We start from the raw sequence: 17,469 nt of genomic DNA, 5'->3' as shown, positions 1-17,469 counted from the left end.
TCAAAGGACTTGCAGTCCGCAACCCCGTTGAGATCAGTGGTTGTGCCGCGGCGGGTTTTTGGCAATCCGGCGGAATTCCGCCGCCCCTTCCAGAACCGCGCCGTCCGACAGTTGCGTGACCGAGCGGCGGTAGATCTGCTGCCACGGCGTCGCATCCGGCGGCACCGGCGGAATACCGTCACCCTTGCGCCGTTCGATCTCTGTCTCGTCGACCAGCATGTCGCAGCGCCCTTGGTTGAAGTCGATGCGGATGATGTCGCCGCTGCGAAGCCAGGCTAGGCCGCCGCCGGCCGCACTCTCCGGCGAGGCGTTGAGGATCGAGGGGCTGTCGGCCGTGCCCGATTGGCGGCCATCGCCGATCGTCGGCAGGCTGCTGATGCCGCGCTTCAGAAGATGGTCGGGCGGCTGCATATTGACGACCTCTGCCGAACCCGGCCAGCCGAGTGGCCCGGCGCCGCGGATGACGAGAATGGTATTCTCATCGATGCCGAGGTCAGGATCGTTGATGCGCTTGTGATAATCTTCCGACCCGTCGAAAACGACCGCCTTACCTTCGAAGACGCCCTCCCGCCCGGGCTCCTGGAGGTAGCGCCGGCGAAAATCCTCCGAGACCACGCTCATCTTCATGATGGCGAAATCGAAGAGATTGCCCTTGAGAACGAGGAAGCCGGCCCGCTCCTTCAGCGGCTCACCGAACGGCCGGATAACCTCGCGGTCGCTGGCTTCCTTACCTTGCAGGTTCTCGGCCATCGTCCTGCCCGTCACCGTATGACAGTCGCCATCCAGCTTTCCGGCCTGCAGCAATTCCCACATGATCGCCGGCGTACCACCGGCGCGGTGGTAACGCTCGCCGAGATAGGCGCCTGCCGGCTGGACATTGGCGAGTAGCGGGATGTCGAAGCCGTGCACCTGCCAGTCGTCGGGATGAAGTTCGACACCGGCGTGCTTGGCCATCGCCGCCAGATGCGGCTGCGCGTTGGTCGAGCCGCCGATCGCCGAATTGGTGCGGATGGCATTGAGGAAAGCTGCGCGCGTCAGGATATCCGACGGCTTCAGATCCTCGAAGACGATCTCAACGGCACGCCGCCCGGTGCGGTAGGCCATCTGCCCGCGTTCGCGATAGGCAGCCGGAATGGCGCCGCAACCGGTCAGCGACAGTCCGAGCGCCTCGGCGAGCGCATTCATCGTCGAAGCCGTGCCCATCGTATTGCAGTGGCCGACGGAAGGCGCTGAATCGAGCGCTGCTTGCAGGAATTCCTCCCGGTCGATCTCGCCTGCCGCATATTTCCGCCGCATCCGCCAGATCACAGTGCCGGAGCCCGCCAGCTCTCCCTCGTGCCAGCCGTCGAGCATCGGGCCGCCGGAGAGCACGATCGCCGGAATATCGACCGTCGACGCCGCCATGATTGCCGACGGCGTGGTCTTGTCGCAGCCGGTCGTCAGCACGACGCCGTCGAGCGGATAGCCATAGAGGATTTCAACGAGGCCGAGATAGGCAAGATTGCGGTCGAGTGCCGCCGTCGGGCGCTTGCAGTTCTCGAAGATCGGATGTGTCGGAAATTCGATCGGAATGCCGCCGGCATCGCGAATGCCGTCGCGCACGCGCTTGGCAAGCTCGACATGCACCCTGTTGCAAGGCGTAAGATCGCTGCCGCTCTGGGCAATCCCGATGATCGGCTTGCCGGAGCGCAGCTCTTCCGGCGTGATGCCGTAATTCATGAAACGCTCGAGATAGAGCGCTGCCATGTCGATATGGTCGGGATTGTCGAACCAATCCTGCGAACGCAGGCGCCGCTTCGGAGGATGGCTGTCGGTCACCTTTTGCCTCCGGGCAGAGCATTCTTCTCTTCGAGATGCAGCAGCAGGCCGCTATGATCCTTTTCGCCATTGCCGTTTGCGACGAATTCGGTGAATTCGGCGTGTACCGCTGCAGTCAGGGGCAGCGTCAGCGACAGGGCGTTGGCCGTTTCCATGGCGGCGTTCAGATCCTTCAGCTGGTTGCTGGACGAACCGCCTGGCGTAAACTGTCGCTCGACCATGCGTTTGCCGTGGAGTTCAAGGATACGGCTCTCGGCAAAGCCGCCGCGAATGGCGTCACGGAAGGCTGCCGGCGAGCCGCCGCCGGCCGCAATCAGCATCATCGCTTCGGCGACGGCGCCGATCGTCACCGCGACGATCTGCTGGTTGGCAAGCTTGGCAAGCTGGCCAGCCCCGCTTGGACCGACGCGGGTCACGCGTCCCATCGGCGCAAAGACATCTGCAAGTGCGTCGATCACATCCTTCTCGCCGCCCGCCATGATGGCGAGCGTACCGGCATCGGCGCCGACGACGCCGCCGGAAACCGGCGCATCGACATGAGCGATGCCGCGCTCGGCAAGCCTGGCAGCATGGTCGCGGGCAAAATGCGGGGCGATCGAACTCATATCGATAACGGTGGCCGCTGATGTCATCGCATCGGCCGCTCCGCGGTCGAACAGCACGTCCTTCACCGCCTCGGCATTGGTCAGCATGGTGATGACGACGTCGGCGCCGGAAACGGCATCCGCGGGTGTTTCCGCACAGATCGCGCCGTCTCCCGCCAGAGCCTCGGCTTTGCTGCGATCGCGATTCCAGACGGTGACGGCAAAACCCGCGCCAAGCAGCCGGCGAGCCATCGGTGCCCCCATCAGCCCGGTGCCGAGAAAGGCGATCCGCCTGCCGTCATGACCTCTGCTCGAACCTGTCATTCAGTCCTCCCAACTGTTGTTCGTCTTTGATAACCCCCTCACCCATCGTTGCAACCGTTTTGATGACGCGACGGCCCGAAAACGATACGGGCGAGAACCGAAGTTCCCGCCCGATTTACTCGACAAAGGAAGGTTGAATTCCGTTTATTCCGCCGCGAGCCGGATGACCTCCGCCTCTTCTTCCTTGTGTTCGTCCGGCTTGTGCTGGACGAGCGGACGGTTGCCCGTCAGCCGCCGCAGCAGCACGTAGAAGACAGGCGTCATGAAGATGCCGAAGAAGGTCACGCCGATCATGCCCGAGAACACCGCGACACCCATCGCCGCGCGCATCTCCGCGCCGGCGCCTGTGGAGACGACGAGCGGCACAACACCCATGATGAAGGCAAGCGAGGTCATCAGGATCGGGCGAAGGCGAAGGCGGCTGGCCTCGATCGCGGCCTCCCGCGGCGTTCTGCCCTCGAACTCGAGTTCGCGGGCGAATTCCACGATCAGGATCGCATTCTTCGCCGATAGTCCGACAAGCACCACAAGACCGATCTGGGTGAAGATGTTGTTGTCTCCACCGGTGAGCCAGACGCCTGTCAGCGCGGCCAGCACACCCATCGGCACGATCATGATGATCGCAAGCGGCAGCGTCAGGCTTTCATACTGGGCGGCCAGCACCAGGAAGACGAGCAACAGCGCCAGCGGAAAGACGACGACGCTCGAATTGCCGGCAAGGATCTGCTGATAGGTCAGATCCGTCCATTCGAAGTCGATGCCTGCCGGCAGGGTCTCGTGAAGGATCTTCTCGATAGCGGCCTGTGCCTGGCCGGACGAGAAGCCCGGCGCCGGACCGCCGTTGATATCGGCAGCGAGGAAGCCGTTGTAGCGGTTCGCACGCTCCGGACCGGTGCTCGGCTCCACCTTGAGAAGGGCCGAAAGCGGGATCATCTCACCCGATGCCGAACGGACTTTCAACTGGCCGATATCTTCCGGCTGGGCGCGGAATTTGGCGTCGGCCTGCACACGGACGCTGTAGGTGCGGCCGAAGGCGTTGAAGTCGTTCACATAGAGCGAACCGAGATAGATCTGCAGCGTCTGGAAGACGTCGGTGACGGACACTCCGAGCTGCTCGGCCTTGGCGCGGTCGAGATCGGCATAGAGCTGCGGCACGTTGATCTGGAAGCTGGAGAATAGCCCGGCAAGCTCAGGCGTCTGATAGGCCTTGGCAAGCACCGCCTTGGTTGCCTCGTCGAGGGCCTGGTTGCCCAAGCCGGCGCGATCCTCGATCTGCAGCTTGAAGCCGCCCGTCGTGCCGAGACCGTTGACCGGCGGCGGCGGGAACATCGCGATGAAGGCATCCTGGATGGCGCCGAACTTCTGGTTCAGCGCCATGGCGATGGCGCCGCCCGAAAGATCGGGCGTCTTGCGCTCCTCGAAGTCCTTCAGCGTCACGAAGACGATGCCGGCATTCGAGGAGTTGGTGAAGCCGTTGATCGACAGGCCAGGGAAGGCGATCGCATTGGCAACGCCCGGCTGGGCGAGCGCAATGTCGGTCATCCGCTTGATCACATCTTCCGTGCGGTCGAGGCTCGCGGCATCCGGCAGCTGGGCAAAACCGATCAGATACTGCTTGTCCTGAGACGGCACGAAGCCGCCGGGGACCGTGCTGAACAGGCTGTAGGTCGCACCGACCAGCGCCAGATAGATCACCATGACGATGCTCTTGCGCGACAGCAATCCGCCCACGCCCTTGCCGTAGGCATTCGAGCCGGCGCCGAAGACCCGGTTGAAACCGCGAAAGAACCAGCCGAAGATGGCATCCATGAATCGTGTCAGCCAGTCCTTCGGCGCATGATGCCCCTTCAGCAGAAGAGCTGCAAGCGCCGGAGACAGGGTGAGCGAGTTGAAGGCCGAGATAACGGTCGAGATCGCGATCGTCAGCGCGAACTGGCGATAGAACTGACCGGACAGGCCGGAGATGAAGGCGAGCGGCACGAAGACCGCGACGAGGACCAGCGCGATCGCGATGATCGGACCGGAGACTTCCTTCATCGCCTTGTAGGTGGCGGCCCGCGGCGACAGCCCCTGTTCGATATTACGCTCGACGTTTTCGACCACGACGATCGCGTCGTCGACGACGATACCGATCGCCAGCACCAGCCCGAACAGGCTGAGCGCGTTGATCGAGAAGCCGAAGACGTACATGACCGCAAAGGTGCCGATGATCGACACCGGAACAGCGATCAGCGGAATGATCGAGGCACGCCATGTCTGCAGGAACAGGATGACGACGAGAACAACAAGCGCAATGGCTTCGAGCAGCGTGTCGATGACCTTCTCGATCGAGGCACGCACGAATTTCGTCGTATCGTAGACGATCTCGTATTTGACGCCCTCGGGCATGGCGAGCTGCAGCTGATCCATGGTGGCGTGCACATTGTCGGCGATTTCGATCGCATTCGAACCAGGCGCCTGAAGCACGGCAACGGCGACGGCCGGCTTGCCGTCCAGCAGCGAACGCAGCGTATAGTCTGCGGCGCCGAGCTCGATGCGGGCAACGTCGCGAAGGCGGGTGATCTCGCCACTGGCGCCGGTCTTGACGATGATATTGCCAAACTCCTCGGGCGTGCGCAGGCGGCCCTGGGCATTGACGTTGAGCTGCAGATCCACACCTGGCTGGCTCGGCGATGCACCGATGATGCCGGCCGCGGCCTGGACGTTCTGGGAACTGATGGCGTTGCTGATGTCGCTGGCGGCGAGATCGTGCTCGGCAGCCTTCTGGGGGTCGATCCAGACACGCATCGAATAATCGCCGGCGCCAAAGACCTGCACCTGACCGACGCCGGCGATGCGGGCAAGCCGATCCTTAATGTTCAGCGTCGCGTAGTTGCGCAGATAGGTAATGTCATGATTGTCGCCGTCGGAGACGAGGTTGACGACCATGATGAAGTTGGGCGAACTCTTGACCGTCGTGATCCCCAGCGAGCGGACTTCCGCCGGCAGCCGTGGTTCGGCCTGCGAGACGCGGTTCTGCACCAGCTGCTGCGCCTTGTCGGGGTCGGTGCCGAGCTTGAAGGTGACGGTCACGTTGAGCACGCCGTCCGACGTCGCCTGGCTGGACATGTAGAGCATGCCCTCGACACCGTTGATCTGCTCTTCGAGCGGTGTGGCCACGGTTTCGGCGATAACCGACGGGTTGGCACCGGGATAGGTGGCGCGCACGACGATCGACGGCGGCACGACCTCCGGATATTCGGAAATCGGCAGCGCCCGCAGACCGATCAGGCCGGCAACCACGATGAGGACCGAAAGAACGCCGGCAAAGACCGGGCGGTCGACAAAGAATCTGGAGATGTTCATATCAAAGCCCTCTCCGGGGTGAACATGGATGCAACGTCCCTCTCCGGCGGTTGAAGCCGCCGGCGGGTCATATCATTTTCGGGTATTGGCCCTCCCCCGCGGGGAGCGCGAAGACTTATTGCGCGGTCGCGACCTTCTCTTCCATCTGCGGTATGACGACCGCGCCGGGACGAATACGCTGCAGACCGTTGACGACGATCTTTTCGCCGGCGTTCAGACCGCTTTCCACCACCCGCTGGCCATCGGCCAGCGTGCCGAGCTTCACCTGCCGGTAGGCGACCTTGTTTTCGGCATCGACGACGAAGACGAACTTTTTGTCCTGGTCGGTGCCGACGGCGCGGTCGCTGATGACGATCTTGTGCTCGGCTTTCGGCTGGCCCATGCGCACCCGCACGAACTGGCCGGGGATCAGACGCCCGCCCGGATTGTCGAAGACGGCGCGCACGCCGATCGTGCCGCTTGCCGCATCGACCTCATTGTCGATCAGCTGCAGCTTGCCTTTGATCGGCGTGCCGCTGTCGGCCAGCGTGCCGACCTCGACCGGGATCTGCTCGACCGGCGGCAGGGCGCTGTCGGTCTGTGGAAGTTCGGCAAGCGCGCGTGTCACCATTTCCTCGCTGGCGTTGAAGCTCGCATAGATCGGATCGACCGAAACGAGCGTCGTCAGCGCCGGCGAGGCCGAGCCGGCCGCAAGCAGATTACCGGCGGTCACCTCGATCTTGCCGATGCGGCCGGAAACCGGCGCCCGAACCTCGGTATAATCGAGGTCGAGTTGGGCCGACTGCAGTGCAGCCTGCGCCGAACGCAGCCCCGCCTGCGCCTCGGCCAGCGCGCTCCGGCGCTGATCGAGATCGCTCTGGGAGATGGTGCGGTTGTCGGAAAGCCTGCGGCCGCGATCGAGTTCGGTCTGCGCCAGGCTGACCTTGGCTTCGGCCGAAGCGACCTGGCCCTGCGCCTGCGCCACGCTCGCCTGATAAGGAGCCGGGTCGATGGTGAAGAGCAGGTCGCCCTGCTTGACCAGCGCCCCTTCGCGGAAGGCCACCGACAGGATGGCGCCGGCAACGCGGGAACGAACCTGCACACGGTCGACCGCTTCGAGACGGCCGGAGAAACTCTGCCAGGCCGTCACGTCACGCGCCGCGACGACGGCAACCGTCACCGGCACGGCAGGCGGCTGTGCCGGGGCGGAAGCGGCCGTGGCGCTTGTGCTCATCGGCAGTTCGAAAAACAATGCAGCGCCTGAAACCGACGCAATAAGACCTATGCCGGCGCCCAGGAGGGCCCAGCGCTTACTTCTGGACGTCATCAGTACTCTCCTTGCGGCCCAAAGCCGCTGAAATATCAGATCATCTTCAATGCAATTGCGGTTGGACGCTCACGTCCTGAAGGAAGCTTCCGAAATGGCGGCTGACTTGCTCCTGCCAGTCGGGCACTCCTTCGGATTTCCCACCATAAATCGAGGGCCAGCCCGTCCCGGCGGGAAGGACATGCTGGCGCACACCGACACCGGCCTTTATCAGGCGGGCACCGTAACCAAGTGTTTCGTCGTGCAGAGGGTCGTCCTCGGCGGTAAAGATCAATGCCGGCGCGACGCCGGAAAGACGCGAACAAAGGCAAGGCGCCGCATAAGGGTGGCAGCCGCCACCGCTCAAGTAATGGCTCCAGCCTTCTGTCCAGCGCTGGCGCATGCCGATCGCCTCGGCCTTGCGGATCGAGGACGTGCCCATGAAGGGATCAAGCAGCGGCGAAATCAGCACTTGCCCGTCGAGCGCATCGGGCATCTGGTCACGGGCCTTCAGCGCTACGCCGGCGGCGACATTGCCGCCGGCCTCTTCGCCGGCAACGAAGAGCAGCGACTTGCGGTCGCCGAGACCGGCGGCGCGCTTGTTGGCGAGATAGCTGAGAACGGAGAAGGAGACTTCCAGCGCCTTCGGGAACAGATTGCCGGACAGGCTGCTGTAATCGACGGCGGCGACGATGGCGCCGGCCTTTGCGAGGCTGATTGCCACCGGCCGGTCGACACTCGTCTCGCTGTCGAGAAAAGCGCCGCCATGCAGGTAGAGCACGATGGGCGGACCCTTGCCGTAATCGGCGCCCTGGTAGATGCGTGCGGAAACGGGGCCGATGGCCACCTTATCCAGCATCATATCTTTCCATGCCACCGTCATGTTCCGGTCTCTTTTGCGTCCCACAAGCAGACAACGCCTGCCGCTTGCATTTTGCCCAAAAAAGATATTGTTATTCCATTCAGGGAATAAGAAGCGATATCGCGATTACACTGTTCCAGATCTCGAACAATGGTGCAACGCAAACTGCGGATTTCAAACCGATGGATCAGCTCTCGGCAATGCGCGTCTTCATCCGCGTGGTGGAGACGGGCAATTTCACCCGCGCCGCCGACATGCTCGCCATGCCCAAGGCGACGGTCACCAATCTCATCCAGGGCCTGGAGGCGCATCTGCGCACCAAGCTTTTGAATCGCACGACGCGCCGGGTGATGGTGACCACGGACGGCGCGCTTTACTACGAACGCGCCGCCCAGATTATTTCGGAATTGGAGGAACTCGACGGCAGCCTTTCCAATTCGCAGAGCCTGCCGAGCGGGCGGCTGCGCGTCGAAATGGCCGGTGCTTTCGCCGATTGGATCGTCGTTCCCGCACTTTGCGATTTTTATCAGCGTTATCCCGATATCCGCATCGACCTCGGCGTCGGCGACCGCACGGTCGATTATCTTGCGGAAAATGTCGACTGCGCGCTGCGGGGCGGCACGCCGACCGACCAGTCGCTAATCGCCCGGCGTGTCTCCGAAGTCGAGATGATCACCTGTGCTTCGCCGGGCTATATCCAGAAATTCGGCATGCCGGAACGGCCGGAGGATCTGGAGGCCGATCATTACTCCGTCAACTATTTCCGCGCCCAGAACAACCGAACGCTGCCTTTCGAATTTCGCCGGCACAACGAGGTGATCGAGACCAGTCCGCGTTACATCGCTTCGGTCAACGATAGCCGCACCTACCTGACAGCGGCACTGACGGGTCTGGGCATCGCGCAGGTGCCGATCTTCATGGCGCGTGAGCCGATCGCAAAGGATGACCTCGTCCGCGTGCTCCCGGACTGGCGCCGCGATCCCCTGCCGCTCTACGTCGTCTACCCCCCGAACCGCCACCTCAGCAACAAGGTCCGCGTCTTTGTCGACTGGCTGGTGAAGCTTCTGGTGGAAGCGAGACTGAACGACTTCTGAGCGACAAAAGAAATACGGCCCGGCCAAAAGAATACGGCCCGGAAGGCAGGAAACCTTCAACGGACCGCAATGTGCAACTTTGAACATCAAGCCCGTCGCACCGCAGGGAGGGCGCGGCAGGCTCTGGAGGTTCGGAAAAAGCGGCAGGGAATTCCACTCTCTCGCGATAAATTAGATATACGCACTCCCCGCAGCATTGTAAGGGGAAACGCTGCAAGCGCCGTTCACATAATTGCGATGACGGCGCCGCCGTTAGATCATCCCGCCATTGGCGCGCAGCGTCTGACCATTGATCCAGCCGCCGTCCGAACCGGCGAGGAAGGCCACAGCGGCGGCGATATCCTCAGGTGTGCCGAGACGCTCTAGCGGGTTCATCTTCGCCATGCGGGCGACCAGTTCCGCCGACTTGCCATTGAGGAAAAGATCGGTGGCGACAGGACCGGGCGCAATGGCGTTGACGGTGATGTTGCGGCCGCGCATCTCCTTGGCCATGATCGCCGTCAACGTTTCGACGGCAGCCTTAGTGGCGGCATAGACGCCGTAGGTCTCGAGCTTCAACCCGACGACGGAGGTGGAGAAGTTGATGATCCGGCCGCCGTCGCGTAAGCGCCTGGCCGCTTCGCGGAGTGTATTGAAGGTGCCCTTGAGGTTGACGGCGATCTGCCGGTCGAAATTGGCATCATCGGCCTCGGCAAGCGAGGAGAGCATCATGATGCCGGCATTGTTGACGAGCACGTCGATGCCACCAAAGGCGGTTTCCGCGGCACCGAACATGCGGCGGACGGCTTGCGCATCGCTGACATCGGCTTTCTCGGTCAGCGCCTTTCCACCGGCCTGCTCGATCTCCCGGGCGAGTTCCTCGGCCGGGGCGGCGTTGCCGGAATAATTGATGACGACGGTAAAACCGTCCCTGGCGAGGCGTTTGGCGACGGGCGCGCCGATGCCGCGGGAGGCGCCGGTGATCAGTGCGACCTTGCCGTTTTCGTTGGAAGCCATTGTCCTTCTCCTTGACCGCGTTTCGATGAGAAGAAGCTACGCCTTTTCTCTTCACGGATAATCAGGCATTATTCGCCATCACTATCCGGAGATAGCGAACAAAGAGATGGACAGATTTGATGCCATGCGGGTGTTTTGCCGCGTCGTGGAACGCCGCAGTTTCACGCTTGCCGCCGAAGACACCGACCTGCCGCGCTCGACCGTCACCGATGCGGTGAAGCAGCTCGAGGCTCGCCTCGGTGTGCGCCTGCTCCAGCGCACGACACGCCATGTCAGCCCGACGCTCGACGGCGAAGCCTATTACCAGCGCTGCCTGTCGATCCTTGCCGATATCGAGGATGCCGAAGGTGCCTTTGCCGGCGCCAGGCCGAAGGGCCTGCTACGCGTCGATGTGCATGGCACTCTCGCCCGCCATTTCCTGCTGCCGAGCCTGCCGTCCTTTCTCCAGACCTATCCCGAGATCGAGGTCTACATGAGCGAAGGCGACCGGCTTGTCGATCTGGTGCGCGAAGGCATTGACTGCGTGCTGCGCGCCGGCACGACCGGGGATAGCGACATGGTCATCAGGCGCGTTGCCATGCTGGATGAGATCACGCTCGCCTCGCCTGATTATGTCGCCGCCCATGGGCTGCCGCAGCATCCGGACCGGCTTGCCGGCCACCGCATGGTCGGCTTCCGCTCCAGCGGCACTGGAAGCCAGTTGCCGCTCGAATTCACCGTCGACGGCGTGGTTCGCGAGATCAGCATTCCCGCGACCGTCGCCGTCAACGCCGCCGAAAGCTATATTTCAGCGGCGAGGATGGGCCTCGGCATCATCCAGATCCCGCGCTATCACGCCGAAAAAGATCTTGCCGAGGAAACGCTGATCCATGTGCTCAAGGATTTTCCGCCGACCCCGACACCGGTCTCCGTGCTCTATCCTCGCAATCGCCAGCTTTCGCCGCGGGTGCGCGTCTTCATCGACTGGCTGGTGACGGTCTTCGCTCGACAAAAGTCGGAAAACGCGCTTTGCTAATATGAGCGCTTGGGGGAACGACGATGGCACTCAATGATATCACCGTCTACCAGACGGAAGATGGCTTCGTCGTCGAGTTCGGCGGAGAAGGCGAAGACCGCATTGCCGTGACGCTGCGAAGCACGCCTGAACTGACCCCGGAAAACGCGGTCTTGCGAGCCAAAACCCTGCTTGCAGCAGCGCTCGAACCGACCCATGGCGACGGCGCGCGCGGCAAGGACCCCGCTTTGCTCGAGGAAGAGCTGGAGGAAGGCCTGGAAGATTCCTTCCCGGCAAGCGACCCGGTGTCGGTCACCGTCTCCTCGATCCCGATGCGGGATCCGAATGCCGGCCGTTAATGCATAGCCCAAAGCATGAAGCGGTTTCGGGATGACGGCGAGTGCACTGGATGTTATCTGCATCGGCCATGATCGATGGTGGAATGATATCGGGCGCGATCGGCGCCGACGCGCTCACCGGCGAAAGCCTCAGGGCGTTTTTCGAGCGAGACGCGATCGCCGTTGCCCGGGATCTGCTCGGCTGCCATCTCACAGTCGATGGCGCCGGCGGCCGGATCACCGAGACGGAAGCCTATTTCCCCGATGACGAGGCCTCGCACAGCTTCCGCGGCCCGACCAAGCGCAACGGCGCCATGTACGGCCGGCCCGGCAATGTCTACATTTACCGCATCTATGGCATGTATTGGTGCTTGAACTTCGTCTGCCATCCGGGCTCGGCGGTGCTCATCCGGGCGCTCGAGCCGGAAACGGGAATACCCTTGATGATGGAGCGGCGCGGTACCGATATGCTGACCACGCTCTGCAGCGGCCCCGGCAAATTGTGCCAGGCGCTCGGCATCGATATCGAAATCAACGACCGGCTGCTCGACCGTCCGCCCTATGCGCTGACGCCGTCCGTACCGGTGCCTGTCGTCTCGGGAAAACGCATCGGCATCACCAAAAATGCCGAAGTGCCGTGGCGCTTCGGCATCCAGGGATCGCGTTATCTCAGCAAGCCGTTCCGCTGATTATTCCATGACGGCACTGTGGTCGATGGCGGGCGCTGCTTTCGGCTTGCGCAGCAGCAGAACGAGCGGGATGACCGCGAGCGACATCAGCATCAACAGCTTGAAATCGTCCATATAGGCGATGATCGTCGATTGCAGCGTGATGATCTCGTTGAGCGAGGCGCGCCCGGCCGCCGTCAGCGGGCTGAGCCCCTGCGCCGCCACCGCGTTGAAGGCGTGGTTGAACGGCGTCACATAGGATGCGATCGATTCATGATTGCTCTGCGTATTCTCGACGATCAACGCCGAGACGATCGATATGCCCACGGACGAGCCGATGTTGCGCGACAGATTGTAGAGGCCGGTGCCGTCGCCGCGCATATTGGCGGGCAGCGTGGCGAAAGCGATCGTCGTCAGCGGCACGAAGAGGAAGCCGAGGCCGGCACCTTGGATGAAGCCGACCGAGATGATCGTCCATTGCGAGACGTCGGGTGTCCAGCCGGTCATGTCATACATTGCCCAGGCGGTCAGGCCGAGACCGAGCACCAGCAGCCAGCGCGTATCGACCTTGCCGATCAGCCGCCCGACGATGAACATGCAGAGCATGGTGCCGAGCCCGCGCGGCCCCATGACGATGCCGGCGGTGATGACGGGATAGCCCATCAGCGTCTGCAGATAGGGCGTCATCAGCGCCAGCGAGGCGAGATAGGTGATGCCGATCACGAAGATGAAGATCATGCTGATCGAAAAGTTCTGGTCGAGGAACAGCTTCGGATTGATGAATGATTTCTGCGCCGTCAGCGTGTGCACCAGAAGCAGATAGAAGGCCGCGGCGCAGATGACCGCTTCGAGCATGATCTCGCCGGAGGAGAACCAGTCGAGCTGCTCGCCGCGGTCGAGGAAGAGCTGCAGCGAGGCGATGAACAGGCTCATCATCCCGAAACCGAACCAGTCCAGTTTTGCGAGCGCATCCCTCTTCGTCTCCGATACGAAGATGACGATACCGGCAAAGGCAAGTGCGCCAATCGGCACATTAATGTAAAACACCCAGCGCCAGCTGATATTGTCGGTCAGCCAGCCGCCGATCACCGGCCCGAGCACCGGTCCGACCATGACCGAGACGCCGAAAAGCGCCATGGCCGAGCCGCGCTCCTCGACCGTATAGATATCGAGGAGGATGCCCTGGGAAAGCGGCACCAGCGATGCGCCGAACAGCCCCTGCAGCAGGCGGAAGGCGACGATCTGGTTCAGCGATTGCGCCAGGCCGCAGAGCACCGAGGCCGCCACGAAGCCGGCGATGGCGACGAGCAGCACGCGCTTGCGGCCGAACTTGGCGGCAAGGAAGCCCGATGGCGGAGTCATGATCGCCGCTGCGACGATGTAGGAGGTCAGGACCCAGTTGATCTGGTCGGCAGAGGCCGACACGCTGCCCTGGATATAGGGCAGCGCCACGTTGGCGATCGTCGTGTCCAGCGCCTGCATGATGACGGCGAGGATGACGCAGGCCGTGATCGCGCCGCGATTGGCAACCGGGCTCGCCGGGGAAGCGGGAGCGTTACTCATGATCCTTGTCCTGGGGTCTGCCCAGAAGTTTATTGACGAAGTCGGGCAGACCGCGGGCATGGCCGGTTTCGACATCGACGACCGTGCTCATGCCCACACGAAGAGGCGGCTTGCCTTGCACATCCTCGATGCTGACGCGCATCGGAATGCGCTGGACGACCTTCACCCAGTTGCCCGTGGTGTTCTGCGCCGGCAGCAGCGAGAAGCTGGAGCCGGAGGCCGGGCTGATGCTCTCGACCTTGCCCTTCCACATCACGCCGGGATAGGTGTCGACATAGATTTCGGCCGTCTGGCCGGGCTTGACATAGGTAAGCTCGGTTTCCTTCGGGCTGGCGGCGATCCACAGGTGATCGGTGGCGACAAGCGAGAAGGCCTGCTGCGAAGCCTGCAGGTAGGAGCCGACCTGCAGCGCGTTGACATTGGTAACGATGCCGTCGAACGGTGCTTTGACGACGCTGTGGTCGAGTTCGCGCTGGGCGTTGTCGACATTCGACTTCGCCTGCAGGTAGAGCGGGTTCTCCTCGATCGGCTGGTCGGCCGAGCCGCCGAGCTGGGCAAGCGTGGTTGCAGCTTCCGCCTTGGCGACGGTGACCTTCTGCTGCGCAGCCTCGAGATTGTGCTTGGCCTCGTCATAGGCCGATTGCGTCGCGCTGCCATTGTTGACTAGGTTCTGCTGCCGGTCGAACTGATCCTGGTAATAAGGCAGATCGGCTTGCGCCTGCGTGATCTCGGCCAGCGACTGCTGATAGCTTGCCTTGAGGTTCATGATCTGGTTGCGCTGCACGCCGAGCTGCGCCTTGGCGCCATCGAGCGCGATCTTGAAGGAATCGGCCCTCAGGCTGAAGAGCACCTGCCCTGCCTTGACCGCCTCGTTCTCATGCACGTCGATCTTTTCGACGATGCCCGAGACATCGGTGGTGAGCCCGACCATATCGGCCTGGAGATAGGCGTTGTCGGTCGACATCACCTGGCCGCCATTGACGTAATAATAACCGCCGACGATGAGCGTCACCGGCAGCAGGGCGAACAGGATCGGCCGCGTGAGACTGCGCCGGCGGCGGACCTTATTGCCGCCAGGCGCAGCCACGGCGGCAGCCGGCGCTGAATTGGATGGAGGCGCTTCGGCTACCGTTTCTTGCTGTTTGGCTTGATTTTCTTCGACAGGTGTCTTGGCATTGGCGTCGGCAACGACGCGGAGGGGGGATTGATCAGCCATCGTTCGTCTCATTCTCGTCGACCGGGCTCCGGCATGCCTGAACCAGGTTCGTCTTCATTACGGATAGGATGTGGAAAAGCTGCTCGCGCTGCTCGGCCGGAATGCTTTGCAACGCTTCCGCGCGGGTGGTGTCGCCAAGCTGCCGCATTTCGGCGAGCAACGGGTGCGCCTCGTCGCGCATGTAGAGCAGCCAGATGCGCCGGTCGGTCGGGTGCTGTCGGCGCTCGATCAGCCCACGTTCGGCGAGCTTGTCGAGGATGCGCACCAGTGTGATCGGCTCGACCTCGAGGATTTCGGCAAGGCCGCCTTGATGGATGCCCTCATTATTCGAGAGATAGGCCAGCGTCTGCCACTGCGACCGGGTCAGCCCAAGGCATTTCGCGCGTTGCTCGAACCGCTTGCGCAGCAGCCGTGCGACGTCGTGGAGAAGGAAGCCGAGGGTCGGAGTGGCGCTCATCAAGACCTGCGATCATTAATTTATAAGTATACTTATAATATTGGTAGATATATTGAGCATGCCTGTCGCGCAAGAGCACAGCCGCAGGATTTCACAGGTGCAGCCAAAATGCCGCAGCTGCCGCCGGAAGGGTCTCAATTCGCCATTCTTGCCGGCGCAGGACTTCCGTCCAGTGGCCGCAGCTCGGCTTCAGCCCTAGTTTCGGGCAGAGATCGCCTCCGCCGGAGGTGCGCAGGAGGGCTCGATGGCGTTCTTCGAAAGCATGCTGACGCTACTGCTGGTGGCGATCGTCTTCCTGCAATTCTCCAGGAAATTCCGCATCCCTTATCCAACCATGCTGGCGATCGCCGGCATCATCGTCGCCGCCGTGCCCTGGGCACCCGAGGTCGCGATCGATCCCGAGCTGGCGCTGGCGCTGCTGATCGCGCCGGTGCTTTTCGACGCCGCCTATGATCTGCCTCCGCGGACATTGCGACGCAACTGGCTGCCGCTCTTCTCGCTCGCCGCCATCGCCGTGATCGTTACGGCCGCAGCCGTTGCCGCCGTCGGCGTGACCATGGCCGGCCTGCCGCTCGCCGCAGCTGTCGCACTCGGCGCCATCGTCGCGCCGCCGGATGCGGCGGCGGCGACCGCCATGCTCGACCGCTTCGCCCTGCCGCGCCAGACCTATGTGATCCTAAAAGGCGAGAGCCTTCTCAACGATGCCGTGGCGCTCCTGATCTTCAGCGCCGCGGTGGCGGCCGCCGCAAGCCCCGCCTTCTTTACCGGCGCCCTGGCGGAGCTGGCGCTGGCGGTGCCGGGCGGCCTCATCCTCGGTTATCTCCTCGGCCGTCTTTACATGGTGGTCGGGTTGAAGCTCGCCGGCACGCTCGGCGGCACCCTGCTCGAATTCGTCGCCACCTTCGGCACCTGGATCATCGCCGAGCGGCTGCACCTTTCAGCGATCCTCGCCATCGTCGTCTATGCGATGGTGATCGCCCGCTACATGCCCGAGCGGCAGACGGCCCGCCACCGCATTCATTCCTATTCGGTCTGGGAAGCCGCCGTCTTCTTGCTAAACGTGCTCGCCTTCCTGCTGTTGGGCCTGCAGGTCCGTCAGATCGTCCTCGACCTCGATCCCGGCCGGCTGAATTTCGCAATCACCCTGGCCGCCGCGGTCTTCGTCACTGTCATCGGCGTGCGCCTGGCCTGGGTGCTCCTCTATAACCGCGTGATCACCTTTCTCGCGAAGCGCGGCTATACCAGACAGGCCGTTCCGACCTTCGCGACCAGCTTGCTTGCCGGCTGGTGCGGCATGCGCGGCCTCGTCACGCTGGCGACCGCGCTCGCTCTGCCGATCGACTTCCCCGATCGCGACATCATCCTGCTCAGCGCCCTTGCCGTCGTTCTCGGCACCCTCATCGTCCAGGGCCTGACGCTCGGGCCGCTGATCCGCTTCCTAAAATTCGAGCCAGACACCTCGCTCGACCGCGACCTCACCAAGGCCCGGGTCGCGTTGATCGATGCGGCGCTGGCCGAACTTGCCGACGGCGAGGACAAATCCACCCGCATCCTGCGCGACGTCTACACCTCCGAGCGCGAGATCGCCGCCGACGGGAAACATCCGCGCGAAGTCAGCAGGCTCGACAAGCAGCGCCGCAGCGTCATTGCCGCCAAACGCCGCAAACTGGCAGCGATGCGCCGTGCCGACGAGATCGACGACGATGTCTTTCACATGCTGGAACAGGAGCTCGATTGGGCCGAACTCGCCGTCCTGCCGCCCGGCCGCGACGAGATCGTCGAGATCTGACGCCATCGATGACGTTTTGATGGATTTCGCAACCTCAGCCAATTGGCATTTGCTATTTTTCGCCGCTGCCGTTTATATCCGGTTCCACAAGTTACGATTTTTCCGATGTGCATTGCGTGCCGGCCTTCCCTCCTAC

General features: G+C 62.8%; 14 protein-coding genes. 5 read left to right on the top strand and 9 right to left on the bottom strand.

Features of this window, described 5'->3' with window-relative positions; genetic code table 11:
• Nucleotides 1-33: 33 nt before the first annotated feature.
• From ACS4RS_RS12180 to ACS4RS_RS12160, 5 genes are all read right to left on the bottom strand, one after another.
• Nucleotides 34-1,818, bottom strand: a complete 1,785-nt coding sequence (locus ACS4RS_RS12180; RefSeq protein ID WP_439010759.1) for a dihydroxy-acid dehydratase — start codon at nucleotides 1,816-1,818, stop codon at nucleotides 34-36.
• Complete coding sequence (locus ACS4RS_RS12175) at nucleotides 1,815-2,726, bottom strand: NAD(P)-binding domain-containing protein (RefSeq protein ID WP_439010760.1); 912 nt, start codon at nucleotides 2,724-2,726, stop codon at nucleotides 1,815-1,817. Before ACS4RS_RS12175 ends, ACS4RS_RS12180 begins: the two co-directional genes overlap by 4 nt.
• A gap of 144 nt (nucleotides 2,727-2,870) precedes the next feature.
• Complete coding sequence (locus ACS4RS_RS12170) at nucleotides 2,871-6,071, bottom strand: multidrug efflux RND transporter permease subunit (protein ID WP_439010761.1); 3,201 nt, start codon at nucleotides 6,069-6,071, stop codon at nucleotides 2,871-2,873.
• Nucleotides 6,072-6,186: 115 nt separating this feature from the next.
• Nucleotides 6,187-7,377, bottom strand: a complete 1,191-nt coding sequence (locus tag ACS4RS_RS12165) for an efflux RND transporter periplasmic adaptor subunit (RefSeq protein WP_439010762.1) — start codon at nucleotides 7,375-7,377, stop codon at nucleotides 6,187-6,189.
• A gap of 46 nt (nucleotides 7,378-7,423) precedes the next feature.
• Nucleotides 7,424-8,239 (bottom strand): alpha/beta hydrolase fold domain-containing protein, encoded by an 816-nt coding sequence (locus tag ACS4RS_RS12160; RefSeq protein ID WP_439010763.1) that lies wholly within the window; start codon nucleotides 8,237-8,239, stop codon nucleotides 7,424-7,426.
• 161 nt (nucleotides 8,240-8,400) lie between these two features.
• Here ACS4RS_RS12160 and ACS4RS_RS12155 point away from each other — a divergent pair, with 161 nt between their 5' ends.
• Complete coding sequence (locus ACS4RS_RS12155) at nucleotides 8,401-9,312, top strand: LysR substrate-binding domain-containing protein (RefSeq protein ID WP_449313666.1); 912 nt, start codon at nucleotides 8,401-8,403, stop codon at nucleotides 9,310-9,312.
• Nucleotides 9,313-9,564: 252 nt separating this feature from the next.
• Here the strand turns inward: ACS4RS_RS12155 and ACS4RS_RS12150 are convergent, their stop codons facing one another.
• The gene (locus tag ACS4RS_RS12150; protein ID WP_439010765.1) at nucleotides 9,565-10,308 is read right to left on the bottom strand and encodes an SDR family oxidoreductase; all 744 of its coding nucleotides are present in this window, start codon (nucleotides 10,306-10,308) and stop codon (nucleotides 9,565-9,567) included.
• Between the two features lie 106 nt (nucleotides 10,309-10,414).
• Between ACS4RS_RS12150 and ACS4RS_RS12145 the strand changes: the two genes are divergently transcribed.
• From ACS4RS_RS12145 to ACS4RS_RS12135, 3 genes are read left to right on the top strand one after another with little or no spacing between them, the layout of a single operon-like run.
• Complete coding sequence (locus ACS4RS_RS12145) at nucleotides 10,415-11,323, top strand: LysR substrate-binding domain-containing protein (RefSeq protein ID WP_439010766.1); 909 nt, start codon at nucleotides 10,415-10,417, stop codon at nucleotides 11,321-11,323.
• A gap of 23 nt (nucleotides 11,324-11,346) precedes the next feature.
• A complete protein-coding gene (locus ACS4RS_RS12140) occupies nucleotides 11,347-11,661 on the top strand; it encodes a hypothetical protein (RefSeq protein WP_439010767.1) in 315 nt (104 codons plus the stop codon).
• 50 nt (nucleotides 11,662-11,711) lie between these two features.
• Nucleotides 11,712-12,329 (top strand): DNA-3-methyladenine glycosylase, encoded by a 618-nt coding sequence (locus ACS4RS_RS12135; RefSeq protein ID WP_439010768.1) that lies wholly within the window; start codon nucleotides 11,712-11,714, stop codon nucleotides 12,327-12,329.
• Here ACS4RS_RS12135 and ACS4RS_RS12130 read toward each other — a convergent pair whose 3' ends face one another.
• From ACS4RS_RS12130 to ACS4RS_RS12120, 3 genes are read right to left on the bottom strand one after another with little or no spacing between them, the layout of a single operon-like run.
• The gene (locus ACS4RS_RS12130) at nucleotides 12,330-13,871 is read right to left on the bottom strand and encodes a DHA2 family efflux MFS transporter permease subunit (RefSeq protein ID WP_439010769.1); all 1,542 of its coding nucleotides are present in this window, start codon (nucleotides 13,869-13,871) and stop codon (nucleotides 12,330-12,332) included.
• Nucleotides 13,864-15,087: an efflux RND transporter periplasmic adaptor subunit gene (locus ACS4RS_RS12125; protein ID WP_439010770.1), complete on the bottom strand. Its 1,224-nt coding sequence runs from the start codon at nucleotides 15,085-15,087 to the stop codon at nucleotides 13,864-13,866. Before ACS4RS_RS12125 ends, ACS4RS_RS12130 begins: the two co-directional genes overlap by 8 nt.
• Nucleotides 15,080-15,544: a MarR family transcriptional regulator gene (locus ACS4RS_RS12120; RefSeq protein WP_439010771.1), complete on the bottom strand. Its 465-nt coding sequence runs from the start codon at nucleotides 15,542-15,544 to the stop codon at nucleotides 15,080-15,082. Before ACS4RS_RS12120 ends, ACS4RS_RS12125 begins: the two co-directional genes overlap by 8 nt.
• Nucleotides 15,545-15,788: 244 nt before the next feature.
• On the opposite strand from ACS4RS_RS12120, the gene ACS4RS_RS12115 reads away from it, so the two are divergent.
• Nucleotides 15,789-17,333, top strand: coding sequence for a cation:proton antiporter domain-containing protein (locus ACS4RS_RS12115; protein WP_439010772.1), 1,545 nt, complete (start codon nucleotides 15,789-15,791; stop codon nucleotides 17,331-17,333).
• The last annotated feature ends 136 nt before the right edge of the window (nucleotides 17,334-17,469 follow it).

The sequence above is a fragment of the Rhizobium sp. F40D2 genome (genome assembly GCF_051810745.2).
In the GTDB taxonomy this organism is placed as follows: Bacteria; Pseudomonadota; Alphaproteobacteria; order Rhizobiales; family Rhizobiaceae; genus Rhizobium.
Note: the sequence above shows the minus strand (reverse complement) of the source record. Positions and strands in the feature narration are given on the sequence as shown.